The organism is Leucobacter sp. NPDC077196, assembly GCF_040687075.1.
GTDB lineage: Bacteria > Actinomycetota > Actinomycetes > Actinomycetales > Microbacteriaceae > Leucobacter.
On the sequence record NZ_JBFBML010000005.1, the window covers coordinates 161,158 to 177,434 of the forward strand.

At 66.2% G+C, this 16,277-nt stretch carries 18 protein-coding genes; 7 read left to right on the forward strand and 11 right to left on the reverse strand.

Annotated features, from left to right (window positions below; translation table 11 throughout):
- Window positions 1-29: 29 nt before the first annotated feature.
- The 3 genes from AB0O71_RS07570 to pdhA all read right to left on the reverse strand — a co-directional run bounded on the left by AB0O71_RS07570 (window position 30) and on the right by pdhA (window position 3,570).
- Window positions 30-1,394, reverse strand: coding sequence for a dihydrolipoamide acetyltransferase family protein (locus AB0O71_RS07570; RefSeq protein WP_363743845.1), 1,365 nt, complete (start codon window positions 1,392-1,394; stop codon window positions 30-32).
- Window positions 1,394-2,362 (reverse strand): alpha-ketoacid dehydrogenase subunit beta, encoded by a 969-nt coding sequence (locus tag AB0O71_RS07575; protein ID WP_363743914.1) that lies wholly within the window; start codon window positions 2,360-2,362, stop codon window positions 1,394-1,396. The genes AB0O71_RS07570 and AB0O71_RS07575 overlap by 1 nt, the downstream gene beginning before the upstream one ends.
- A gap of 98 nt (window positions 2,363-2,460) precedes the next feature.
- A complete protein-coding gene (gene pdhA, locus AB0O71_RS07580) occupies window positions 2,461-3,570 on the reverse strand; it encodes a pyruvate dehydrogenase (acetyl-transferring) E1 component subunit alpha (protein ID WP_363743847.1) in 1,110 nt (369 codons plus the stop codon).
- Between the two features lie 159 nt (window positions 3,571-3,729).
- On the opposite strand from pdhA, the gene AB0O71_RS07585 reads away from it, so the two are divergent.
- A complete protein-coding gene (locus AB0O71_RS07585; RefSeq protein WP_363743848.1) occupies window positions 3,730-4,191 on the forward strand; it encodes an Lrp/AsnC family transcriptional regulator in 462 nt (153 codons plus the stop codon).
- A gap of 69 nt (window positions 4,192-4,260) precedes the next feature.
- Here the strand turns inward: AB0O71_RS07585 and AB0O71_RS07590 are convergent, their stop codons facing one another.
- Complete coding sequence (locus tag AB0O71_RS07590) at window positions 4,261-4,524, reverse strand: DUF2188 domain-containing protein (protein WP_363743849.1); 264 nt, start codon at window positions 4,522-4,524, stop codon at window positions 4,261-4,263.
- Between the two features lie 89 nt (window positions 4,525-4,613).
- Window positions 4,614-4,817: a hypothetical protein gene (locus AB0O71_RS07595; RefSeq protein ID WP_363743851.1), complete on the reverse strand. Its 204-nt coding sequence runs from the start codon at window positions 4,815-4,817 to the stop codon at window positions 4,614-4,616.
- A 329-nt stretch (window positions 4,818-5,146) separates the two neighbouring features.
- Between AB0O71_RS07595 and AB0O71_RS07600 the strand changes: the two genes are divergently transcribed.
- Window positions 5,147-5,356: a hypothetical protein gene (locus AB0O71_RS07600; RefSeq protein ID WP_363743853.1), complete on the forward strand. Its 210-nt coding sequence runs from the start codon at window positions 5,147-5,149 to the stop codon at window positions 5,354-5,356.
- A gap of 65 nt (window positions 5,357-5,421) precedes the next feature.
- On the opposite strand, the gene kduI is transcribed toward AB0O71_RS07600, so the two are convergent.
- The 6 genes from kduI to AB0O71_RS07630 form a co-directional block, all read right to left on the reverse strand.
- Complete coding sequence (kduI, locus tag AB0O71_RS07605) at window positions 5,422-6,261, reverse strand: 5-dehydro-4-deoxy-D-glucuronate isomerase (protein ID WP_363743855.1); 840 nt, start codon at window positions 6,259-6,261, stop codon at window positions 5,422-5,424.
- Between the two features lie 20 nt (window positions 6,262-6,281).
- Window positions 6,282-7,253 carry a 2-hydroxyacid dehydrogenase gene (locus AB0O71_RS07610; protein WP_363743857.1) on the reverse strand — a complete coding sequence of 324 codons (972 nt, stop codon included), beginning with the start codon at window positions 7,251-7,253 and terminating at the stop codon, window positions 6,282-6,284.
- A gap of 75 nt (window positions 7,254-7,328) precedes the next feature.
- Window positions 7,329-8,429 carry an extracellular solute-binding protein gene (locus AB0O71_RS07615; protein ID WP_363743859.1) on the reverse strand — a complete coding sequence of 367 codons (1,101 nt, stop codon included), beginning with the start codon at window positions 8,427-8,429 and terminating at the stop codon, window positions 7,329-7,331.
- 52 nt (window positions 8,430-8,481) lie between these two features.
- The gene (locus tag AB0O71_RS07620; protein WP_363743861.1) at window positions 8,482-9,597 is read right to left on the reverse strand and encodes an ABC transporter ATP-binding protein; all 1,116 of its coding nucleotides are present in this window, start codon (window positions 9,595-9,597) and stop codon (window positions 8,482-8,484) included.
- Between the two features lie 8 nt (window positions 9,598-9,605).
- Complete coding sequence (locus AB0O71_RS07625) at window positions 9,606-11,351, reverse strand: ABC transporter permease subunit (RefSeq protein WP_363743863.1); 1,746 nt, start codon at window positions 11,349-11,351, stop codon at window positions 9,606-9,608.
- A gap of 25 nt (window positions 11,352-11,376) precedes the next feature.
- Window positions 11,377-11,742 carry a cupin domain-containing protein gene (locus AB0O71_RS07630; protein WP_363743865.1) on the reverse strand — a complete coding sequence of 122 codons (366 nt, stop codon included), beginning with the start codon at window positions 11,740-11,742 and terminating at the stop codon, window positions 11,377-11,379.
- Window positions 11,743-11,926: 184 nt separating this feature from the next.
- Here AB0O71_RS07630 and AB0O71_RS07635 point away from each other — a divergent pair, with 184 nt between their 5' ends.
- From AB0O71_RS07635 to AB0O71_RS07655, 5 genes are all read left to right on the forward strand, one after another.
- Complete coding sequence (locus AB0O71_RS07635) at window positions 11,927-12,739, forward strand: IclR family transcriptional regulator (protein ID WP_363743867.1); 813 nt, start codon at window positions 11,927-11,929, stop codon at window positions 12,737-12,739.
- Between the two features lie 124 nt (window positions 12,740-12,863).
- Window positions 12,864-13,862, forward strand: a complete 999-nt coding sequence (locus AB0O71_RS07640) for a C-terminal binding protein (RefSeq protein ID WP_363743869.1) — start codon at window positions 12,864-12,866, stop codon at window positions 13,860-13,862.
- A 1-nt stretch (window position 13,863) separates the two neighbouring features.
- On the forward strand, window positions 13,864-14,607 hold the full coding sequence (locus tag AB0O71_RS07645) for an SDR family oxidoreductase (RefSeq protein ID WP_090145989.1): 744 nt from the start codon (window positions 13,864-13,866) through the stop codon (window positions 14,605-14,607).
- Entirely contained in the window at window positions 14,604-15,287 is a 684-nt protein-coding gene (locus AB0O71_RS07650; protein WP_363743872.1) for a bifunctional 4-hydroxy-2-oxoglutarate aldolase/2-dehydro-3-deoxy-phosphogluconate aldolase, read from the forward strand. Before AB0O71_RS07645 ends, AB0O71_RS07650 begins: the two co-directional genes overlap by 4 nt.
- A 2-nt stretch (window positions 15,288-15,289) precedes the next feature.
- On the forward strand, window positions 15,290-16,261 hold the full coding sequence (locus AB0O71_RS07655; protein WP_363743874.1) for a sugar kinase: 972 nt from the start codon (window positions 15,290-15,292) through the stop codon (window positions 16,259-16,261).
- Window positions 16,262-16,277: the final 16 nt, after the last annotated feature.

Consider the following 16,277-nt stretch of genomic DNA (forward strand, 5'->3'; position numbering starts at 1 on the left):
CCTGTTTGCTCGCGGGCTCCGGCCCCTCCTCACACCCGCGAGTACGCGCGCATCGGGTGCTCGAGCAGGTCGCACACCGTGCGCAAGAACCCGGCCGCGTACCCGCCATCGCAGACGCGGTGGTCGAATACGAGCGAGAGCTGGGCGATGCGCCGCGGCACGATGCGGCCGTCAACCACCCACGCGCGTTCGAGCACGCGCCCGATTCCCAGCATGGCGACCTCAGGATGATTGATGATCGCGGCTGAGCCGTCGACGCCCAGCCCGCCGTAGTTGTTGAGCGTGAAGGTGGAGCCCTGGAGATGCTCAGGGGGCGTGCGCCCGTCGCGCGCCGAGGCGCTGAGCGCTCGCAGCTCGCCATCGAGGTCGGCGATCGACAGCGTATGCGCATTGCGCATCACCGGCACCATCAGCCCTCGGCTCGTGTCGACGGCGATGCCGAGGTTCACGCCCTCGTAGACTTCGATCGCATCACCGGACGGCGCGAGACGCCCCGCGAGAATCGGATACTGCTGCAGCGCGAGCAACGTGTATCGGGCGAGGATCGCCGTGACCGATGGCGGCCGCTCGCCGTCGGCAGCCATGCGCGGGCGGAGCTCCCAGAGCTCGGTGAGGTCGACGTCGACCCACACCGTCGCCTCGGGAATCTCGGACCGACTGCGCGAGAGCTTCTCGGCGACGACGCGCCGCAGTGGGCTGAAGCGTTCGATGCGGGCCACCGGCAGCGGTGCCACCTGCGCGCTGCTGGGGGGTGATGCGCGAGCGGGCTCAGGAGTTGGAGCATCTGCGGCGCGCAGCACATCCGCGCGGGTGATGGCGCCGTCGGAGCCGGTCGCGCGAACGGCATACGGGTCGACCCCGAGTTCGCGGGCGAGACGTCGCACGATCGGCGACCGCACGGCAACGGTGCGGTGCGGTGCGGTCAACGTCGACACCGATGCCGACGCCGATCCCGGCGCAGTCGCCGGGGACGCCCCGCTGGCGCCACTCCGGGCCCGGCGTCGACGCCCCTTCGCCGGCCCGCGACCGGTGCCGTAACCGATGAGTACGTTTCCCGATCCCGCCCGCTCCTTCTCGCGATAGGTGTCATGCTCCCCGCGGTGTTGTACCGCATCGGGCGCTCCGGGATCCTCGGCCGCAGTCTGCGCCGCACCCTCTTCGTGAACTTCGAGCACCGGAGCACCCGTGAGCAGCGCATCGCCCTCGGCCCCGTGCAGTTGCACGACCACGCCCGCGTACGGCGAGGGCAGTTCGACGATGCTCTTGGCCGTCTCGACCTCCGCGATGGGCTGGTCGATGCTGACGGTGTCGCCGACGGAGACCATCCAGCGCACGAGAGCGGCTTCGGTGAGCCCTTCTCCGAGGTCGGGAAGATTGAAGACGCGGGTGCTCATCAGCGGTCCTCCCAATGCAACGTGTCGATCGCGTCGAGCACGCGGTCGACGTCGGGCAGGTACCAGTGCTCGAACTTCGGGGAGGCGAACGGGGTGTCGAATCCGGTCACTCGCCGCACGGGCGCCTCCAGGTACTCGAAGCACTGCTCGAAGACGCGCGCCTGAATCTCCGAGGCGACGCTCGCGAAACCGGGCGCCTCGGCGATGACCACCGCGCGGCCGGTGCGTCGTACCGATTCCACCACGGTGCGGTCGTCGAACGGCGTGAGGGTGCGCACGTCGACGACCTCGACGCTGCGCCCATCGGCCGCCGCGGCTTCTGCCGCTTCGAGGGCGATCGACACCGAGGGGCCGTAGCTGATGAGGGTGAGGTCGGTGCCGGGCCGCACAACCTTCGCGCGGCGCAGCTCGGCCGTGACCGACGTGTCAACCGGGCCGGTCGACCAGTACAGCTTCTTCGGTTCCATGAAGATCACGGGGTCGGGGGAGGTGATCGCTGCACGCAGCAGCGAATAGGCATCCTGCGGTGTTGCTGGCGATACGACGGTAAGGCCGGGCGTGTGCGCGTAGTACGCCTCCGAGGAGTCGCAGTGGTGCTCGACCCCGCCGATTCCGCCGCCGGTGGGAATGCGGATGACAAGCGGAAGCCGCAGGTCGCCTCGGGTTCGGTTGCCGAGTTTCGCGACATGGCTCACCACCTGCTCGAAGGCGGGCAGCGCGAACGCGTCGAACTGCATCTCGACGACGGGAACCACGCCGTTCATCGCCATGCCGACCGCGGTGCCCACGATCCCCGACTCGGCGAGCGGGGTATCGAAGCAGCGGTCTTCGCCGAATCGAGCGGTCAGGCCGTCGGTGATGCGGAAGACGCCGCCGAGCGCTCCCACGTCCTCGCCGAAGACGACGACGCGATCGTCGCTCGCAAGTGCGTCGGCGAGTGCCCGGTTGAGGGCGCTCGCCATCGTCATGGTCTCGACGGTCGTCTCCGCTGCTTGGGCGTCGCGAGTGGATGGCACAGCGTTGGCGGGCGATTCGGCCGGAGCGGCGCCGTGCGCCATTGTCGTACTCATGACTCGACCTCCGTGCGCTCGATCTCGTCGCGCAATATGTCCCACTGCGCATCGAGCATCTCGGGGCGCTGCGCGAAGACGTGCGCGAAGAGATCCTCCGGGTCGAGTTCGGGATCCGAGTTCATCGCGTACCGCAACTCGCTCGCGATCTCCTCAGCGGCAGCGGTGAGCTCCGCCTCGTCGGCCTCGGTCAAATCTCCCGCATCGCGCAGGTGAGTGCGCAGGCGGGCGAGCGGATCGCGACCGACCCAGGCCTGCACCGCGTCGCGTTCGCGGTATCGCGTGTCGTCGTCGGCATTGGTGTGAGCGAGCATGCGGTACGTGTGCGCCTCGATGAGGCTCGGCCCGTTTCCAGCGCGGGCCCGGTCGACGGCCGCGCCGAGCACCGAGAGCAGCGCGGCGACGTCGTTGCCGTCGACGCGCTGCCCTGGCATGCCATACCCGATCGCCTTGTGCGCGAGCGATGGCGCCGCGGTCTGCCGCGAGAGCGGAACCGAGATGGCGAATTCGTTGTTCTGCACGAAGAAGACGACCGGGAGGTGGAAGACGGCGGCGAAGTTCATCGCCTCGTGGAAGTCGCCCTCGCTCGTCGCGCCGTCGCCGCACATCGCGAGTACGACGGTGTCTTCGCCCCGGAGTCGAGCGGCGTGCGCGAAGCCGACCGCGTGGAGCAGCTGCGTCGCGAGCGGCGTCGCCTGCGGCGCGATCCCGTACTCGGCGGGGTCGTAGCCCGTGTGCCAGTCGCCGCGCAGCAGCACCATCGCGTTCGCCGGCGCGACGCCTCGAGCGATGACCGCGACCGAATCGCGGTAGGTGGGGAACAGCCAGTCGCCGCGCTCGAGGCAGAGCGCCGCCGCAACTTGGCAGGCCTCCTGACCGGTCGACGCCGGGTAGACGGCCAGTCGGCCCTGGCGCACGAGCGCATTGCACTGATCGTTGATGCGGCGACCGTTCACCAGCCCCGCGTAGGCGCGTTGCAGCGTCTCGCGATCGGGCAGCGGAAACTCCGGATCGCTCGAGACCGCGCCGTCGGCGTCGATCAACTGCACCGGGGTATCCCGGGGGAGCAGAGAGTGGGGGAGCGGGCTGGGCGCTGATCGGGACACGGTTCCTCCTTGAATCCGTCCGTCAATGTGTCGCCTATTGTGCTCCTCATTCGATCGACTGTGCGTCGTGTGCGACAACTTATGTATATTTGATCCCAATAAGGCCCGAATGCTGGACGAGTGTCTCGGGAGCTGTTTCAGTCTCCGATGGGGGAAGACATGCAGGTGGACGATACCGACCGCGCCATTCTGGCCGTGCTGAAGGACGACGCGCGCATATCGATGACCGCGCTCGCAGAGGCCGTTCACATCTCGAGAGCCGGAGCCCACGCGCGCGTGCGCAAGCTCGTCGACAGCGGCGTCATCATGAACTTCACCGTCCGCACCGATCCCGTGCGCGCCGGATCGCATGCTTCTGCCTACGTCACGTTGTTGATCGATCAGACCGGCTGGCAAGAGGTACGCGCGCGGCTCGGGGAGATCGCCGAGGTTGAGCACATCGCCCTGGTCGGGGGCGATTTCGACGTGCTATTGCTGGTGCGTGCCATGGACAACAGCCATCTGCGCCGGGTGGTGCTCCAAGACATCCAGTCGATTCCCTGGGTGCGCAACACGCGCACCATTCTGATCTTCGAGGATTTCACCGGTGGGCCGCCGCCCGCCCTCACCACGAAACGGTGACGTCAACCGATCCGTCGTGACATCCACCGTCGCGGGCGGCGCCCGTGTGCGCTCGCGCGACGGCTGCGGTTAGCCCTGCTCCGAAAGGGGCACCGGCGGGTTGGGGTCCGCCGTCTCCGCCCCGCGTGACGACGCGGGGTCCGGATCCGTAATCGCCCCGGTCGGCTCCGATTCTTCGATCCGATGCTCACGGTGATGCTCGGCGGCGAATTCACGGCCGGCCTGTACAGCTTCTTCTTTGTCGCGGAAACTCCTCGAGAGGTGAGGGGCGCCTTCCACTTCGTTCACCCACTGGCCGTTCTTCGACTTGGTCGTCACCGTCAACTTGCTCATCGTGCTGTTCACCTGCTGCTCTCCACGTTTCTTGCTGCTCTCTACGTTTCTGCGTGATCTGCGTCGATTCGGCGACGCGCTGGCGCGTCTCAGTCGCGATACGTCTCCGCTGATGGCGCATCGTCGTCATCGAGCTCCACGGTGATCGACTGCTCGAGCGCATCTGCGGTGTCCGCTTCGGACGACGTGGAAAAAACCACGCCCTCAGAATCCGGTTCGTATTCGAAACCCGCGTTCCTGTTCTGCTCCAGGGCATCGGTTTCAGGCACTTCTGCAGAGGAGGGGTTGCTCATACGTTGTTCCTTCGCTCCTGATCGCATTTCACTATTGCTGGGGACCAACCGTCTCAGCAGATGTGTTCGTGCACGAGGGGGTTGCAGAACCGGCCGACCCGTGTGGCGCTCCGAACTGGCTCGCGATGCTGCCGAGGCCTCCGAAGCGGGATCGTGCGAAGCATTTGCTCTTCGTGCTTCCATCGTGGCGCGGAGCGTAGGAGAGATGCCCTGCCGTTTCAAGGCCATCGCAGCATCGAGCTGAGCCGCCCAGAATTTGCCGAAGCGGTGACTTCGCGAAATGCAACGCATTCGCTGTGATCGCCGTCAACTCAACGGGAGGAAGAGAAATGAACGGCACAGAGCGCGGCAATTCGAAGCATGGACCCGAACTCGACGAGGAGATGAAGCACGAAACGAGCGGCACTGTACAAGGGCATGGATACCCGCACGCGGAGCCTTTTCGGGACACGGAGCCAATGCCCGACGATACGGACGGCCCGGAGGTTGCGGAGGCGTTCGAGCGGGGCGCCGAGGAAGGGGATCGCGCTCGAGAGTGAGCATGCACGAAGACGCTCATTCTGGTGAGAGAGCTTACTCAGGACATGCTCTCTCACCAGAAGTTTCAACTGATCGAACCGGCCACCTCAGGCACCGAGATCTGGTCCATGTCTGCGAACATCTGGTTCTCGCCGGCCATGACCCACAGGAACGAGTAGTTGGTGGTGCCTGCGCCGAAGTGCATCGACCACGCCGGCGAAATGACCGCGTCACCGTTGCGCAGCACCACGTGCCGCGTCTGCCCGGGGACCCCCATGAAGTGGAACAGCCGCTCGTTCTCGTCGAGATCGAAGTACACGTACACCTCGGTGCGGCGGTCGTGCGTGTGCGGGGGCATGCTGTTCCAGATGTTTCCGGGCTCAGGCGCAGTGATGCCGAGCACGAGTTGGCTGCTGCGCACGCCGTCCTCGTGGATGTGCTTGCGCACGATGCGGCGATTGGCGTGCTCCTGCTCGCCGGTCTCTGTCGTGAGCGCCTCGGCTGCGGGCACGAGCGTCGTGGGGTAATCGGAGTGGGATACGGCAGACGACAGGAAGAAGCGCGTGTCGGTCACATCGGCTTCGAAGGAGATGTCGCGAGCGCCGCGGCCGATGTAGAGCACGTCCATATGCCCGATCGGGTAGCGGGTTCCATCGACGACCACTGATCCCGACCCGCTGAGCCCCGAGACCGCGAGCTCGCGGCGCTGGCAGAAGTACTCCGCTCGGAGGTCGGCGAAGTTCTCGAGCTCAACGGCAGTACCGGGAATCGGGCTGACCCCGCCGAGCACCATCCGATCTTCGTGACTGTAGACGGCCTTGAGCAGGCCCGGAGTGAACAGGTCGCTGATGACGAAGCGGGCACGCAGTTCTTCATCGCTCATGCCGACGAGTTCGTCGGGGTGGGTGGCGTGACGGATTTCCATGGATCGGTTCTCTTTCTGGCTCAGAGTGCGGTGCTGGTGACGACGTTGACGGGCTCGCCGGCAGCGAAGGCGACGATATTGCGACCGGCGATGGCGAACACATCGTCGGCTTCATCAGTGTGGAATCCGATGTGCGGGGTCAGCACGAGGTTCGGGATGTCGAGTGGAATCGTGTCGAGGGCCGGCGGCTCGGACTCGAATACGTCAATGCCGGCGCCGAAGAGACGCCCTTCGCGCAGGAGAACGAAGAGTGCATCACGATCGAGGATCTCGTCTCGTGCGGTATTAATGACGATCGCGTTCTCCGGGAGAAGTGCGAGAAGGTCGGCCGAGATGAGGCGTTCGGTCTCGGGCGTGTGCGTGAGGTGCAGCGATACGGCGTCGCTGGTGCGGAAGAGCTCGTCGAGCTCGACCCGCCGGCCGGGAAGCTCGGCTTCGACCTCAGGGCGCTCCGTGCGATTCCAGTACACCACGCGCATGCCGAGTGCGTCGGCGATGCGGATCACCTCGGACCCGATGGCGCCGATTCCCACCACGCCGAGCGTGCGCCCGGCGAGCTTGATTCCCTGGTGCTTCGCCCATTCACCTGCGCGCACGATTCTGTCGCCCTCGGGCACGCGGCGAGCCACGGCGAAGAGCAGCGAGATCGCGTGCTCGGCGACGCTGCGGCTCGCGAAGTCGGGAACGTTGGTGACGGTAATGCCGAGCGATTCCGCCTCGGTGACGTCGACGAAGCGGTGCGCTCCCGTGCCGACGAAGCTGATGAGCGATAGGCCGGGAACGGAGGAGAGGAAGCCCTGCGGGAGAGGTCCCTGGTCGCCGATGATGTAGACGGCGTCGTAGCCCTGGGCCCGGGCGATCGTAGCCTCGGCGTCGGCGAATTGCTCTTCGAACCAGTCGAGCTGATGGCCTGCCGCCTTGAGCGGTTCGATCACGTCGCGGTGGACGATGTCCGAGTACTGCGCTTCGCCGTCGATGCATACGATTTTCATTGGGGGTCCTTCTCTGATCGGGTGAAGATGAGCGGGGTTCGCACTACCAGTGGGTGATGCGAACCCCGAGGTCGGCTACTGCGCGACCCAGCGGTTGAACTGATCAGTCAGCTCGGTGTTGTTCTCCTTGTAGTAGTCGGCATCGAGCGTGATGGCGGTCTCGGTGTTCTCGCCGACGGGGAGGAAGGGCTGGATGTCTTCGGGGAAGTCGCCGACGCCGACGCCGGTGCTCGCCGCAGGGATGGGAGTCGGCACCTGGGAGGCGAAGGCGACCTGGCCCTCGGTGTTCTCGATGACGCTCTTCAGCAGCTGCTGCGCGGCCTCGGGATTGGGGGCATCGGCAGGGATCGCCCAGACGCTGTTCGCGTACCCGGCCTGGTCCCAGCTCACTGAGATCGGGAAGCCGTTCTGACTCGCGGTGAAGGCGCGGTTCGCCCATACGATCCCGAGGTCGCACGAGCCGTTCTCGAAGCTCTCGATGGACTGCGCACCGCTCGACCACCAAGTGACGTTGTCCTTGATGGTGCCGAGCTTCTCGAATGCGCGATCGGTGTCGAGCGGGTAGAGGTCGTCGGCGGCAACTCCGTCGGCCAACAGGGCCGATTCGAGTGTCCAACCGTACTGGGGGTTGTTGAAGAGGCAGCGCTGCCCCGGGAACGCTTCCGTGTCGTACAGATCTTCCCAGGTCTCGGGATGCTCCTCGTCGACGGGCCAGGTGTCGGTATTCCAGGCGAGCACCATGCCGAAGGTGCCGACTTCGATGCCGGTCTTCGAGTAGGTGCCCTCGACGAGCTGGTCAACGGGAACGATGCTCGTATCGATCTCCGCGAGGTAACCGTCGTCGGCTGCCTGCTGGGCATCGCTGAGCGAAGGCAGGAACACGAGGCTCCAGTCGACGGCGCCGTTCTGCGCGCCGGCGAAGAACTTCGTCGAGGCCTCGTTGTAGTCGTCGACTACCTTCACCCCCGTCTCCTCGGTGAAGTCGGCGAAGAGGGTGTCGTTCAGTCCCTCCCAGACGTCACCGCCGCTGGTGTCGTAGAAGAGAATCTCGCCGGAGATGTCGCCACCGCTCTCGGAGTCCGCGGCGTCGGCGCCACCGCTGCACGACGTGAGGGCGAGCGCGCCGGCGAGGGCGAGTGCACCGAGCGAGGCGGTGCGGGTCAGTGTGGAATGCATGTGCAGGTCCTTCCTTGGATGCATGCGTTGAGGAGGTGGTGCGAACTGGGAACTATGGAGTGGGGAGCAGTACGGCGCTGCGTGCGCGCACGCTCATGACTGCGGGCGTGCCGACTTCCGGGATTGCCTCGGCGCTGTCGAGATCGACGAGATAGGTGCCGCGCTCGTCGGCGAGGCGGACGCGAATGGTCTGCCCGAAGAACCGGGCATCGGTGATCGTGACGCGCGCCACCGCTTCAAAACCAGCGGGCGCGGCTTCGACGCTGGGACTGAGCCGGATCTGCTCGGGCCGTGCGCTGAGCGTGCAGGCGGAGCCGACCGCGAGAGCCTGCCCCTCGGAGGCGGTGACGACGAACTCACCCGTGCGCACCTGGGTGCCCGAGCGATCCTGCCCGACGACCTCGGCGCCGAAGCTGTTGGTCTCGCCGAGGAAGTTCGCGACGAACTTGCTGTTCGGAGCACTGTAGACGTCGCGCGGTGCTCCGACCTGGCGGATGTATCCGGCCTCCATCACGCCCATGCGATCGGAGAGGATGTAGGCCTCTTCCTGGTCGTGGGTCACGTAGATCGCCGTCGTCTCCGATTCCTGCTGGATCCGTCGGATCTCGGACCCGAGATCCTGCCGCAGGCGCCGGTCGAGCGCACCGAGCGGCTCGTCGAGCAGCAGGACGCGGGGGCGCTGGGCGAGCGCCCGGCCGAGCGCGACGCGCTGCTGCTGGCCCCCCGAGAGCTGCGACGGGTGCCGATCGCGCAGCGCACCGAGCTCGGTGAGCTCGAGCATCTCGTCGACGCGCTTCGCCAGTGCCGCGCCGCGCACCTTGCGAATCTTCAATCCGAACGCGATGTTCTGCGCGACGGTGAGGTGCGGAAAGAGCGCGTAATTTTGAAATACGAAGCCGATGTCGCGCTGCTGCGTGGGCAGATGGGTGACATCGCTGCCGTCAATCGCCACGCTGCCCGACGTGAAGTCGATCAACCCGGCGATGATCCGCAGAAGCGTGGTCTTGCCCGATCCCGATGGGCCGAGCAGGGTAAAGAATTCGCCCGCTTGCACCGCGAGGTCGGTTTCGTGCAGCACGCGCGTGCCGCTGAAGTCGCAGGTGATCCCGTCGACGACGACTTCGCCGCGCTTTCCGCCGGTTGCCGCTGCTGCGTGTGTGGGAGACATGCCGGTCCTCATTTCTGGTCTGCCAAGATCGCCGACCGTGAACGCCGCGACTGGATGATGCGCTGAGTGATGATGACGGCGATGACGAGCAGCGTGAGCAGCGCGGCGATCGCCGGGACAGTCGGCACGATGCCGCTCTCCAGGTACTGATAGATGGTGACGGGGAGCGTCTTCACCGGCCCGGTCTGGAGGAACAGGGCGAGCACGACTTCATCCCATGACGTGACGAAGGCGAGCCCGAACGCCGAGAGCATGACGGGGATCATGCCGCGCACGGTCACCGTCCAGAATGCGGAGATGCGCGAGGCCCCCATCGTCCACGCCGCCGTTTCGAGGTCGAGCCCGCGAGACGCCAGTGCGGTGTTCACAATCGCGAACGCGAGTGGGAACGACACGAGGGTGTGCGCAAAGACGAGTCCCGGAATTGTGCCGGCGAGGTTGAGTCGGAGTTCAACTGCGTAGATTCCGATCGCGAGCAGAATCGCTGGAGTGATGATGGGTGCGAAGGCGAGTCCCGAAATGATGACCTTCGTGCGTTCGGATTTCGCGGTCTGCACAACGCGGGCGAGATAGAGCGCCAGTGCGGTTGAGGCGAGGCCTGTGAGCGTGGCGACCAGCAGGCTGCGCGCGATCGGATCGAGCCATGTGTCGGTGGTGAGGGCCTCGCCGTACCACTCGAGAGTGAAACCGCGAGGCGGAAACACCACGGTCTGCGTCTCGCCGACCGAGAGCGGGAAGACGATCAGCACGGGCAAGAGCAGCACGAGCAGTGAAATCAGTGTCAGCACGCCCGTGGTCACCGTTCCCGCCGACCATGTGAACCGCTGTTCTGCACTGACGCCCTTCGCCTGCCCGCCCACACCAGGTGCTTGAAACCCGCCGCCGATGCGAATCACGGCGACGTAGAGGATCAGCGTCGCTGCCAGCAGCACGACTCCGAGCGCGGAGGCAACGCCCCATTCGAAGAGGTCGATCTGCTGCTGGATGTAGACCGCGACGGTCTGCTCTTGCGGGCCGCCGAGGATTGCGGGAACGATGAAGAAGCTGAGCGCCAGGATGAAGCAGAGCAAGGCGCCGCTGAGAATCGATGTGCGCACGAGCGGCAGGAAGACCTTGATGAAGATCTGAAACCCTGACGCGCCCATTGTCTTTGCCGCGAGGATGACGTTGTGGTCGATGCCGGTCATGCCCGAGTAGAGGATGAGGATCATGTACGGCAGCAGATACATCACCGTGCCGACGAGAGTGCCGCCCTGGGTGTAGAGCAGCGAGAAGCGCTCGCCGCCGAGAGCCTGGCTCGCCTGGCTCAGGAGACCGTTGGGGCTCAGGATCGAGGTGACGGCGAAGAGTCGGACGACAATGGAGACCTGAAACGGGATCAGGATGAGCAGGAGCACGATGCCCGCGGCGCGACCGGGAAGACGAGAGATGAAGTAGGCGGTCGGGAAGCCGAGGAGCAGCGCGAGCAACGTGGAGTTCACGGCGAGCACGACCGTGCGCCACTCGACGAGGTGCAGGTAGTCGTCTTGCAGAATGGTGAGGTAGTGATCGAGCGTGAGCTGAGGCTGACTCCAGTCCCAGACGCCGTCGATGCTGATGCTGCGGAGAACGACGTCGAGCAGCGGCCAGAAGAAGAAGATCACGAAGAAGCCCGCAGCGGCGATTGCCATTGCGATCTTCGGAAGGCGTACGGGATCGAGGATCGAACGCCGAGGCGGGCGAACGGTCGGGATCCCGGTAGTACTGAGGCTCATCATTGATCCTTATAGATACTTCGGATCAGACGGCGGTCTGAGTGATGACGTACAGCTTGCGCGAGGTCTCGGTGACGTTCCAGACCACGTGAGACCCATCGGGGAGCGACACGTAAGCGTCGGGGCGAATCTCGATGACCTCGCCGGATTCGCGCGTGATCGTTCCCGCGCCGCTCACGAAGTACATGAACTCCGAGACGCCGATCTTGCTGGAGTGGAAGCTTCCGGGGCTGATCTCCCAGATGCCGATCTCGGTGCGATCGTCTTCGTGGAGGATGGTTTCGGTCGCCTTCGGAGCGCCCGAGATGACGCGACTGGGCGCGGGGCTCGTTCCGAGAGCCGTCATCGCGACTCCATGCAGTGTGACCGGATTGAAGGGAAACTCGGTCATGAGATATCAGCCCTTTCGGCGGAGCGCTGCGGTGCGACCCTGCGAATTGAAATTTGAAACACTGTCTCATAACTTCTGAAATAATGTCAAGATAGAAACGACCGGCGCGACCGGTTCGTAAAATTGGCACGGTGAGGAGATTCCGCGACGGAGCGGGGTCCCGAATCGAAGGACGGAGACCGAAATGGCCGAGCGCGTAATATCCACTGGCGGACTGACCTCGTCGGAGCGCGTTACTGGCACGCAGAGCCTGGAGAAGGCGGTCGACATCCTTGAATACATCGCGTCGGCGCCTCGGCCGGGTGTCACCCTTGCGGAGTGCACGGGCATCCTCGGGTACAGCAAGGCCACGACGCAGCGCATGCTCCTCACTCTCGCTCGGCGCAACCTGCTGCACTTCGATGAGGATCTCGGGGTGTACTCGCTCGGCATGCTCACGGCGAAGCTCGGTGCGGAGTACCTGAGCCGGCTCGACACGCGCAAAGCGGCTTTGCCCGTCATGCGAGACATCGTGCAGGAGACCGGCGAGACGGCGCACCTCGGAGTGCTCTCCGGGAAAGATGTCGTGTACATCGAGCTCGTCGATAGCCCCCAACCCATCCGCATCTTCAGCAAGGTCGGAGATTCGATTCCGGCGTACGCTACGGCGATCGGCAAGTCGATCCTCGCCCAGTTGCCCAGCGATGTGCGCCAGCGCCACTTGCCGGAGTCGCTCTCCGGGCGCACCCCTAACACGCTGACGACGTTCGAATCGCTGCACCGCGACCTCGCGCACACCCGTGAACGGGGCTACGCGATTGATAACGGCGAGAACCGCGAGGGCATACGCGGCTTTGCGGCTCCGATCTTCGATTTCTCGGGCGCCGTGTGCGCTGGTCTGAGTCTCGGCGGCCCTACTGCACGCGTTGAGGCGGAGGAGGATGAGCGTCGATTTGGCGACCTCGTCACACGTGCCGCGCGACGCGTATCGCAGGTGCTCGGCGCCCCTGGAGCGTAGTCGATCGAGCACGTTTCATCGTCTCAGGCGACGATTTCAGCAGCGTTTCGTGCGCATCTCCGGTTGGCGAACCCTGCCTTTTATGAAATGATGTTTCAAATTTCGTTCTCCGATGGGGGCTTCAATGCAGCAGCAACGTCGTCGCGTGGTCATCACCGACTGTGATCACGGCAGTGTCGATATCGAGCGGGAGGTCGCCGCCCGGTACGGGTACGACCTCGAGTTCGCCGAGTGCACGAGCGAGGAGGACGTGATCGCGATTGCTGCGGATGCGGCCGCGATCCTCACCCAGTACGCCCCGGTCACCGAGACGGTGCTCTCGCGACTGCCCGGGCTCGTCGCCGTCGGCAGATACGGCGTGGGCGTCGATACCGTCGACCTCGACGCCGCAAGCGCGCGGGGAGTCGCCGTCTGCAATGTGCCCGACTACGGCACTGAGGACGTGAGCGACCACGCGATCGCGCACGCGCTCGGGCTGCTGCGCGGGCTCCCGGCACTCGATAAGGGCGTGCGCCGCGGCAGCGCCGATCTCGCGCCGGTACGACCGCTCCATCGCTTCTCGGCGTCGACCTTCGCGGTCTACGGTCTCGGGTTGATCGGTGAAGCGACGGCGCGGAAAGCGCGCGCGCTGGGGTTCCGTGTCATCGGAACCGATCCCAGGTACGCGGCAGGCGACGTCACCCCGGACGGTACCGACGTCGTCGCGCCTGACGAGCTGCTCGCGCAGGCCGATCTCATCTCGCTGCACCTGCCGCTGATCGCGCAGACCAGACACCTCATCGGCGATGCGGCATTCGCGCGCATGCGCCCGGGCGTCAAGATCGTGAATACATGCCGGGGCGGCGTGATGCAGACGGAAGCGCTCGTGCGCGCGCTCGACTCAGGCGTTGTCGCCGCTGCGGCTCTCGACGTCTTCGAAGAGGAACCCCTGCCGCTCACGCATCCGCTGCAGCGGTTTGAGCAGGTCATGCTCAGCCCGCACGCGGCGTGGTACAGCGAGGAATCGTTCGTCGAGCTCAAGCGCCGCGCGATGGAGCACATCCTCGACGTCTGCGAGGGGCGGCCGGTCGCGTACGTCGTCAACCAGGCCGATCTCCGGGCCCGCGACCTCGAGAGGATCTGAGATGTTCGACGCGACACTCACCGGGCGCACGGCCGTGGTCACCGGCGCCTCCCGCGGCATCGGCGAGGCCGTCGCGGCCGCGTTGCTGCAGAGCGGTGCCGATGTGACCACGTTCCAACGCGGCCCGAATTCGGACGCACTGCGCGCGATCGCTGACGCGAGCGGGCGCACGCTCGCGCACGTGGCGGTCGATTTCGCGGACCCGAACTCCGTCGATGCAGCGATCGACCGGGTCGGCGCCGTCGATATCCTCGTCAACAACGCCGGCACGCAGATCAGGCACGACGCCGTCGACTTCCCCCTCGGCGACTTCGAGCGGGTGCTCGCGGTCAATGTGAACGCGGTGTTCCAGCTCAGCCAGGGCTTCGGAGCGGGGATGGTCGAGCGCGGGACGGGGAAGATCGTGACGCTCGCCTCGCTGCTGACCTTCCAAGGCGGGCTTCGCGTGCCGGCCTACGCCGCATCGAAAGGCGCCGTCGCGCAACTGGTGAAGGCGCTCAGCAATGAGTGGGCCGGCCGAGGCGTGAACGTCAATGCGGTCGCTCCCGGATACGTGGAAACGGAGATGAACGAGGCGCTGCTCGCAGACCCCGTGCGCTTCGCGCAGCTCAGCGATCGCATTCCCGCAGGCCGGTGGGGGAGCCCGCAGGACATCGCCAGCGCGGTCGTCTTCCTGTGCACGCCGTATGCCGAGTACATCCACGGCGCGGTGCTCCCGGTCGACGGCGGATGGCTCGCGCGATGAGTCCCCGCGAGCGTACAGGGGTTCCCGCGGAACTGCGCGCCAACCCCGTGATCGCCGTACTGCGAGCGCCCACCGCAGCTGGATACGCGCCCGTGATCGATGCGCTGCTCACGGGCGGCGTGCGGTTCGTCGAGGTGACGCTCAGCACTCCGGGCACGATCGACCAGCTGCCGATGCTCGTTCGCCGCTTCGGCGACGACGCGCGGATCGGCGTCGGCACGGTCACCGAGACGAGCCAGGCGCGGGAGGCGATCGCCGCCGGTGCGCGGTACCTGGTGACCCCGACGACCGATACGCGGGTCATCGACGTCGCGGTCGATGCTGAGGTGCCCGTCTATCCCGGCGGCTTCACGCCGACCGAGCTGCACACCGGGTGGCGCGGCGGTGCGACGGCGGTGAAGGTGTTCCCAGCTTCGAAGCTCGGGCCGAAGTACGTCGCCGACCTCCGCGGACCGTTCCCCGATATCGAGGTGATCCCCTCGGGAGGCGTGGACGCGGAATCCGCGCTCGATTGGCTGCGCGCCGGTGCCTGTGCGGTGAGCGCCGGAGGCCCGCTGCTGCGCGATGCGTTCGACGGGGGAGACCTCGGCGAGCTGACCCGGCGCGCGCATGCGCTGCAGCAGTCCATCGTCGATGCCGGGCTCGTCGCGCGAGCTGATCTCGGACGGACGGGGGCGTGACGATGCCGACTGCACCCGGGCCGAGTGCAGCGCCCTACGTGCTGACCCTCGGCGAATCGATGGGCCTCGTGCGCCAAACGCAGGCCGGCAGACTCATCACGCAACGCGCAATCGAACTCGGCTTCGGCGGCGCCGAATCGAATGTGGCGATCGGCCTGAGCCGTCTCGGCACGGATGCCGTGTGGTGCGGCAGGCTCGGCGCTGACAGCGTCGGAGACGTGATCGCGCGCGAGCTGCGGGCTGAGGGGGTGCGCACCGTGGCGATCCGGGATGCCGGCGCTCCCACCGGTCTCATGCTCAAGGAGCGCCCGACCGCAGGCACCTCGCGTGTCGTCTACTACCGCACGGGCAGCGCCGGCTCTCGACTCGAGCCGAGCGACCTGTCAGATGCACTGATCGCCGGGGCCGCACTCGTGCACGTCACCGGCATCACTCCCGCGCTGTCTGAAAGCGCCGATGCGGCCGTCGAATCCGTCATGCGTCGAGCGCGCGGCACCGGCGTGCCGGTGTCCATCGATCTGAACTACCGATCCGCGCTCTGGAGCCGGGAGGCCGCGGCAGCCCGGCTCGCCGAGTTGGTGCCGCTCGCCGACATCGTTTTCGCAGGCGATGACGAGGCCGCACTGCTGCTCGGCGACCGCCCGCTCGAAGCGCTGGGGGGCGGATTGCAGGCACTCGGGCCGACCGAGGTCGTCATCAAGTTGGGGGCGCGCGGGTGCGCCGTATTTCACGGCGGCACCCGCATCGACCATGCGGCGATCCCCGTCGAGGTCGTCGATACCGTGGGTGCAGGGGACGCGTTCGTTGCGGGATACCTCTCCGAATTGGTCGGCGGCGCGGAGCTGGAGCAGCGCGTGACGACCGCCGTGACGGCGGGAGCGTTCGCCTGCACGATGAGCGGGGACTGGGAGGGCCTGCCGCGACGGAGCGATTTCGCGTCGCTGCAGCCGAACCACGACCCGGTGCAGCGCTGAGCCGGCGATCACCGTA

What these genes read in the sequence shown, in the direction of transcription:
- AB0O71_RS07570 (WP_363743845.1), bottom strand. Translation starts at nt 1,394, where the DNA reads ATGAGCACCCGCGTCTTCAATCTTCCCGACCTCGGAGAAGGGCTCACC.
- AB0O71_RS07575 (WP_363743914.1), bottom strand. Translation starts at nt 2,362, where the DNA reads ATGACGATGGCGAGCGCCCTCAACCGGGCACTCGCCGACGCACTTGCG.
- AB0O71_RS07585 (WP_363743848.1), top strand. Translation starts at nt 3,730, where the DNA reads ATGCAGGTGGACGATACCGACCGCGCCATTCTGGCCGTGCTGAAGGAC.
- AB0O71_RS07590 (WP_363743849.1), bottom strand. Translation starts at nt 4,524, where the DNA reads ATGAGCAAGTTGACGGTGACGACCAAGTCGAAGAACGGCCAGTGGGTG.
- AB0O71_RS07595 (WP_363743851.1), bottom strand. Translation starts at nt 4,817, where the DNA reads ATGAGCAACCCCTCCTCTGCAGAAGTGCCTGAAACCGATGCCCTGGAG.
- AB0O71_RS07600 (WP_363743853.1), top strand. Translation starts at nt 5,147, where the DNA reads ATGAACGGCACAGAGCGCGGCAATTCGAAGCATGGACCCGAACTCGAC.
- kduI (WP_363743855.1), bottom strand. Translation starts at nt 6,261, where the DNA reads ATGGAAATCCGTCACGCCACCCACCCCGACGAACTCGTCGGCATGAGC.
- AB0O71_RS07610 (WP_363743857.1), bottom strand. Translation starts at nt 7,253, where the DNA reads ATGAAAATCGTATGCATCGACGGCGAAGCGCAGTACTCGGACATCGTC.
- AB0O71_RS07615 (WP_363743859.1), bottom strand. Translation starts at nt 8,429, where the DNA reads ATGCATTCCACACTGACCCGCACCGCCTCGCTCGGTGCACTCGCCCTC.
- AB0O71_RS07620 (WP_363743861.1), bottom strand. Translation starts at nt 9,597, where the DNA reads ATGTCTCCCACACACGCAGCAGCGGCAACCGGCGGAAAGCGCGGCGAA.
- AB0O71_RS07625 (WP_363743863.1), bottom strand. Translation starts at nt 11,351, where the DNA reads ATGAGCCTCAGTACTACCGGGATCCCGACCGTTCGCCCGCCTCGGCGT.
- AB0O71_RS07630 (WP_363743865.1), bottom strand. Translation starts at nt 11,742, where the DNA reads ATGACCGAGTTTCCCTTCAATCCGGTCACACTGCATGGAGTCGCGATG.
- AB0O71_RS07635 (WP_363743867.1), top strand. Translation starts at nt 11,927, where the DNA reads ATGGCCGAGCGCGTAATATCCACTGGCGGACTGACCTCGTCGGAGCGC.
- AB0O71_RS07640 (WP_363743869.1), top strand. Translation starts at nt 12,864, where the DNA reads ATGCAGCAGCAACGTCGTCGCGTGGTCATCACCGACTGTGATCACGGC.
- AB0O71_RS07645 (WP_090145989.1), top strand. Translation starts at nt 13,864, where the DNA reads ATGTTCGACGCGACACTCACCGGGCGCACGGCCGTGGTCACCGGCGCC.
- AB0O71_RS07650 (WP_363743872.1), top strand. Translation starts at nt 14,604, where the DNA reads ATGAGTCCCCGCGAGCGTACAGGGGTTCCCGCGGAACTGCGCGCCAAC.
- AB0O71_RS07655 (WP_363743874.1), top strand. Translation starts at nt 15,290, where the DNA reads ATGCCGACTGCACCCGGGCCGAGTGCAGCGCCCTACGTGCTGACCCTC.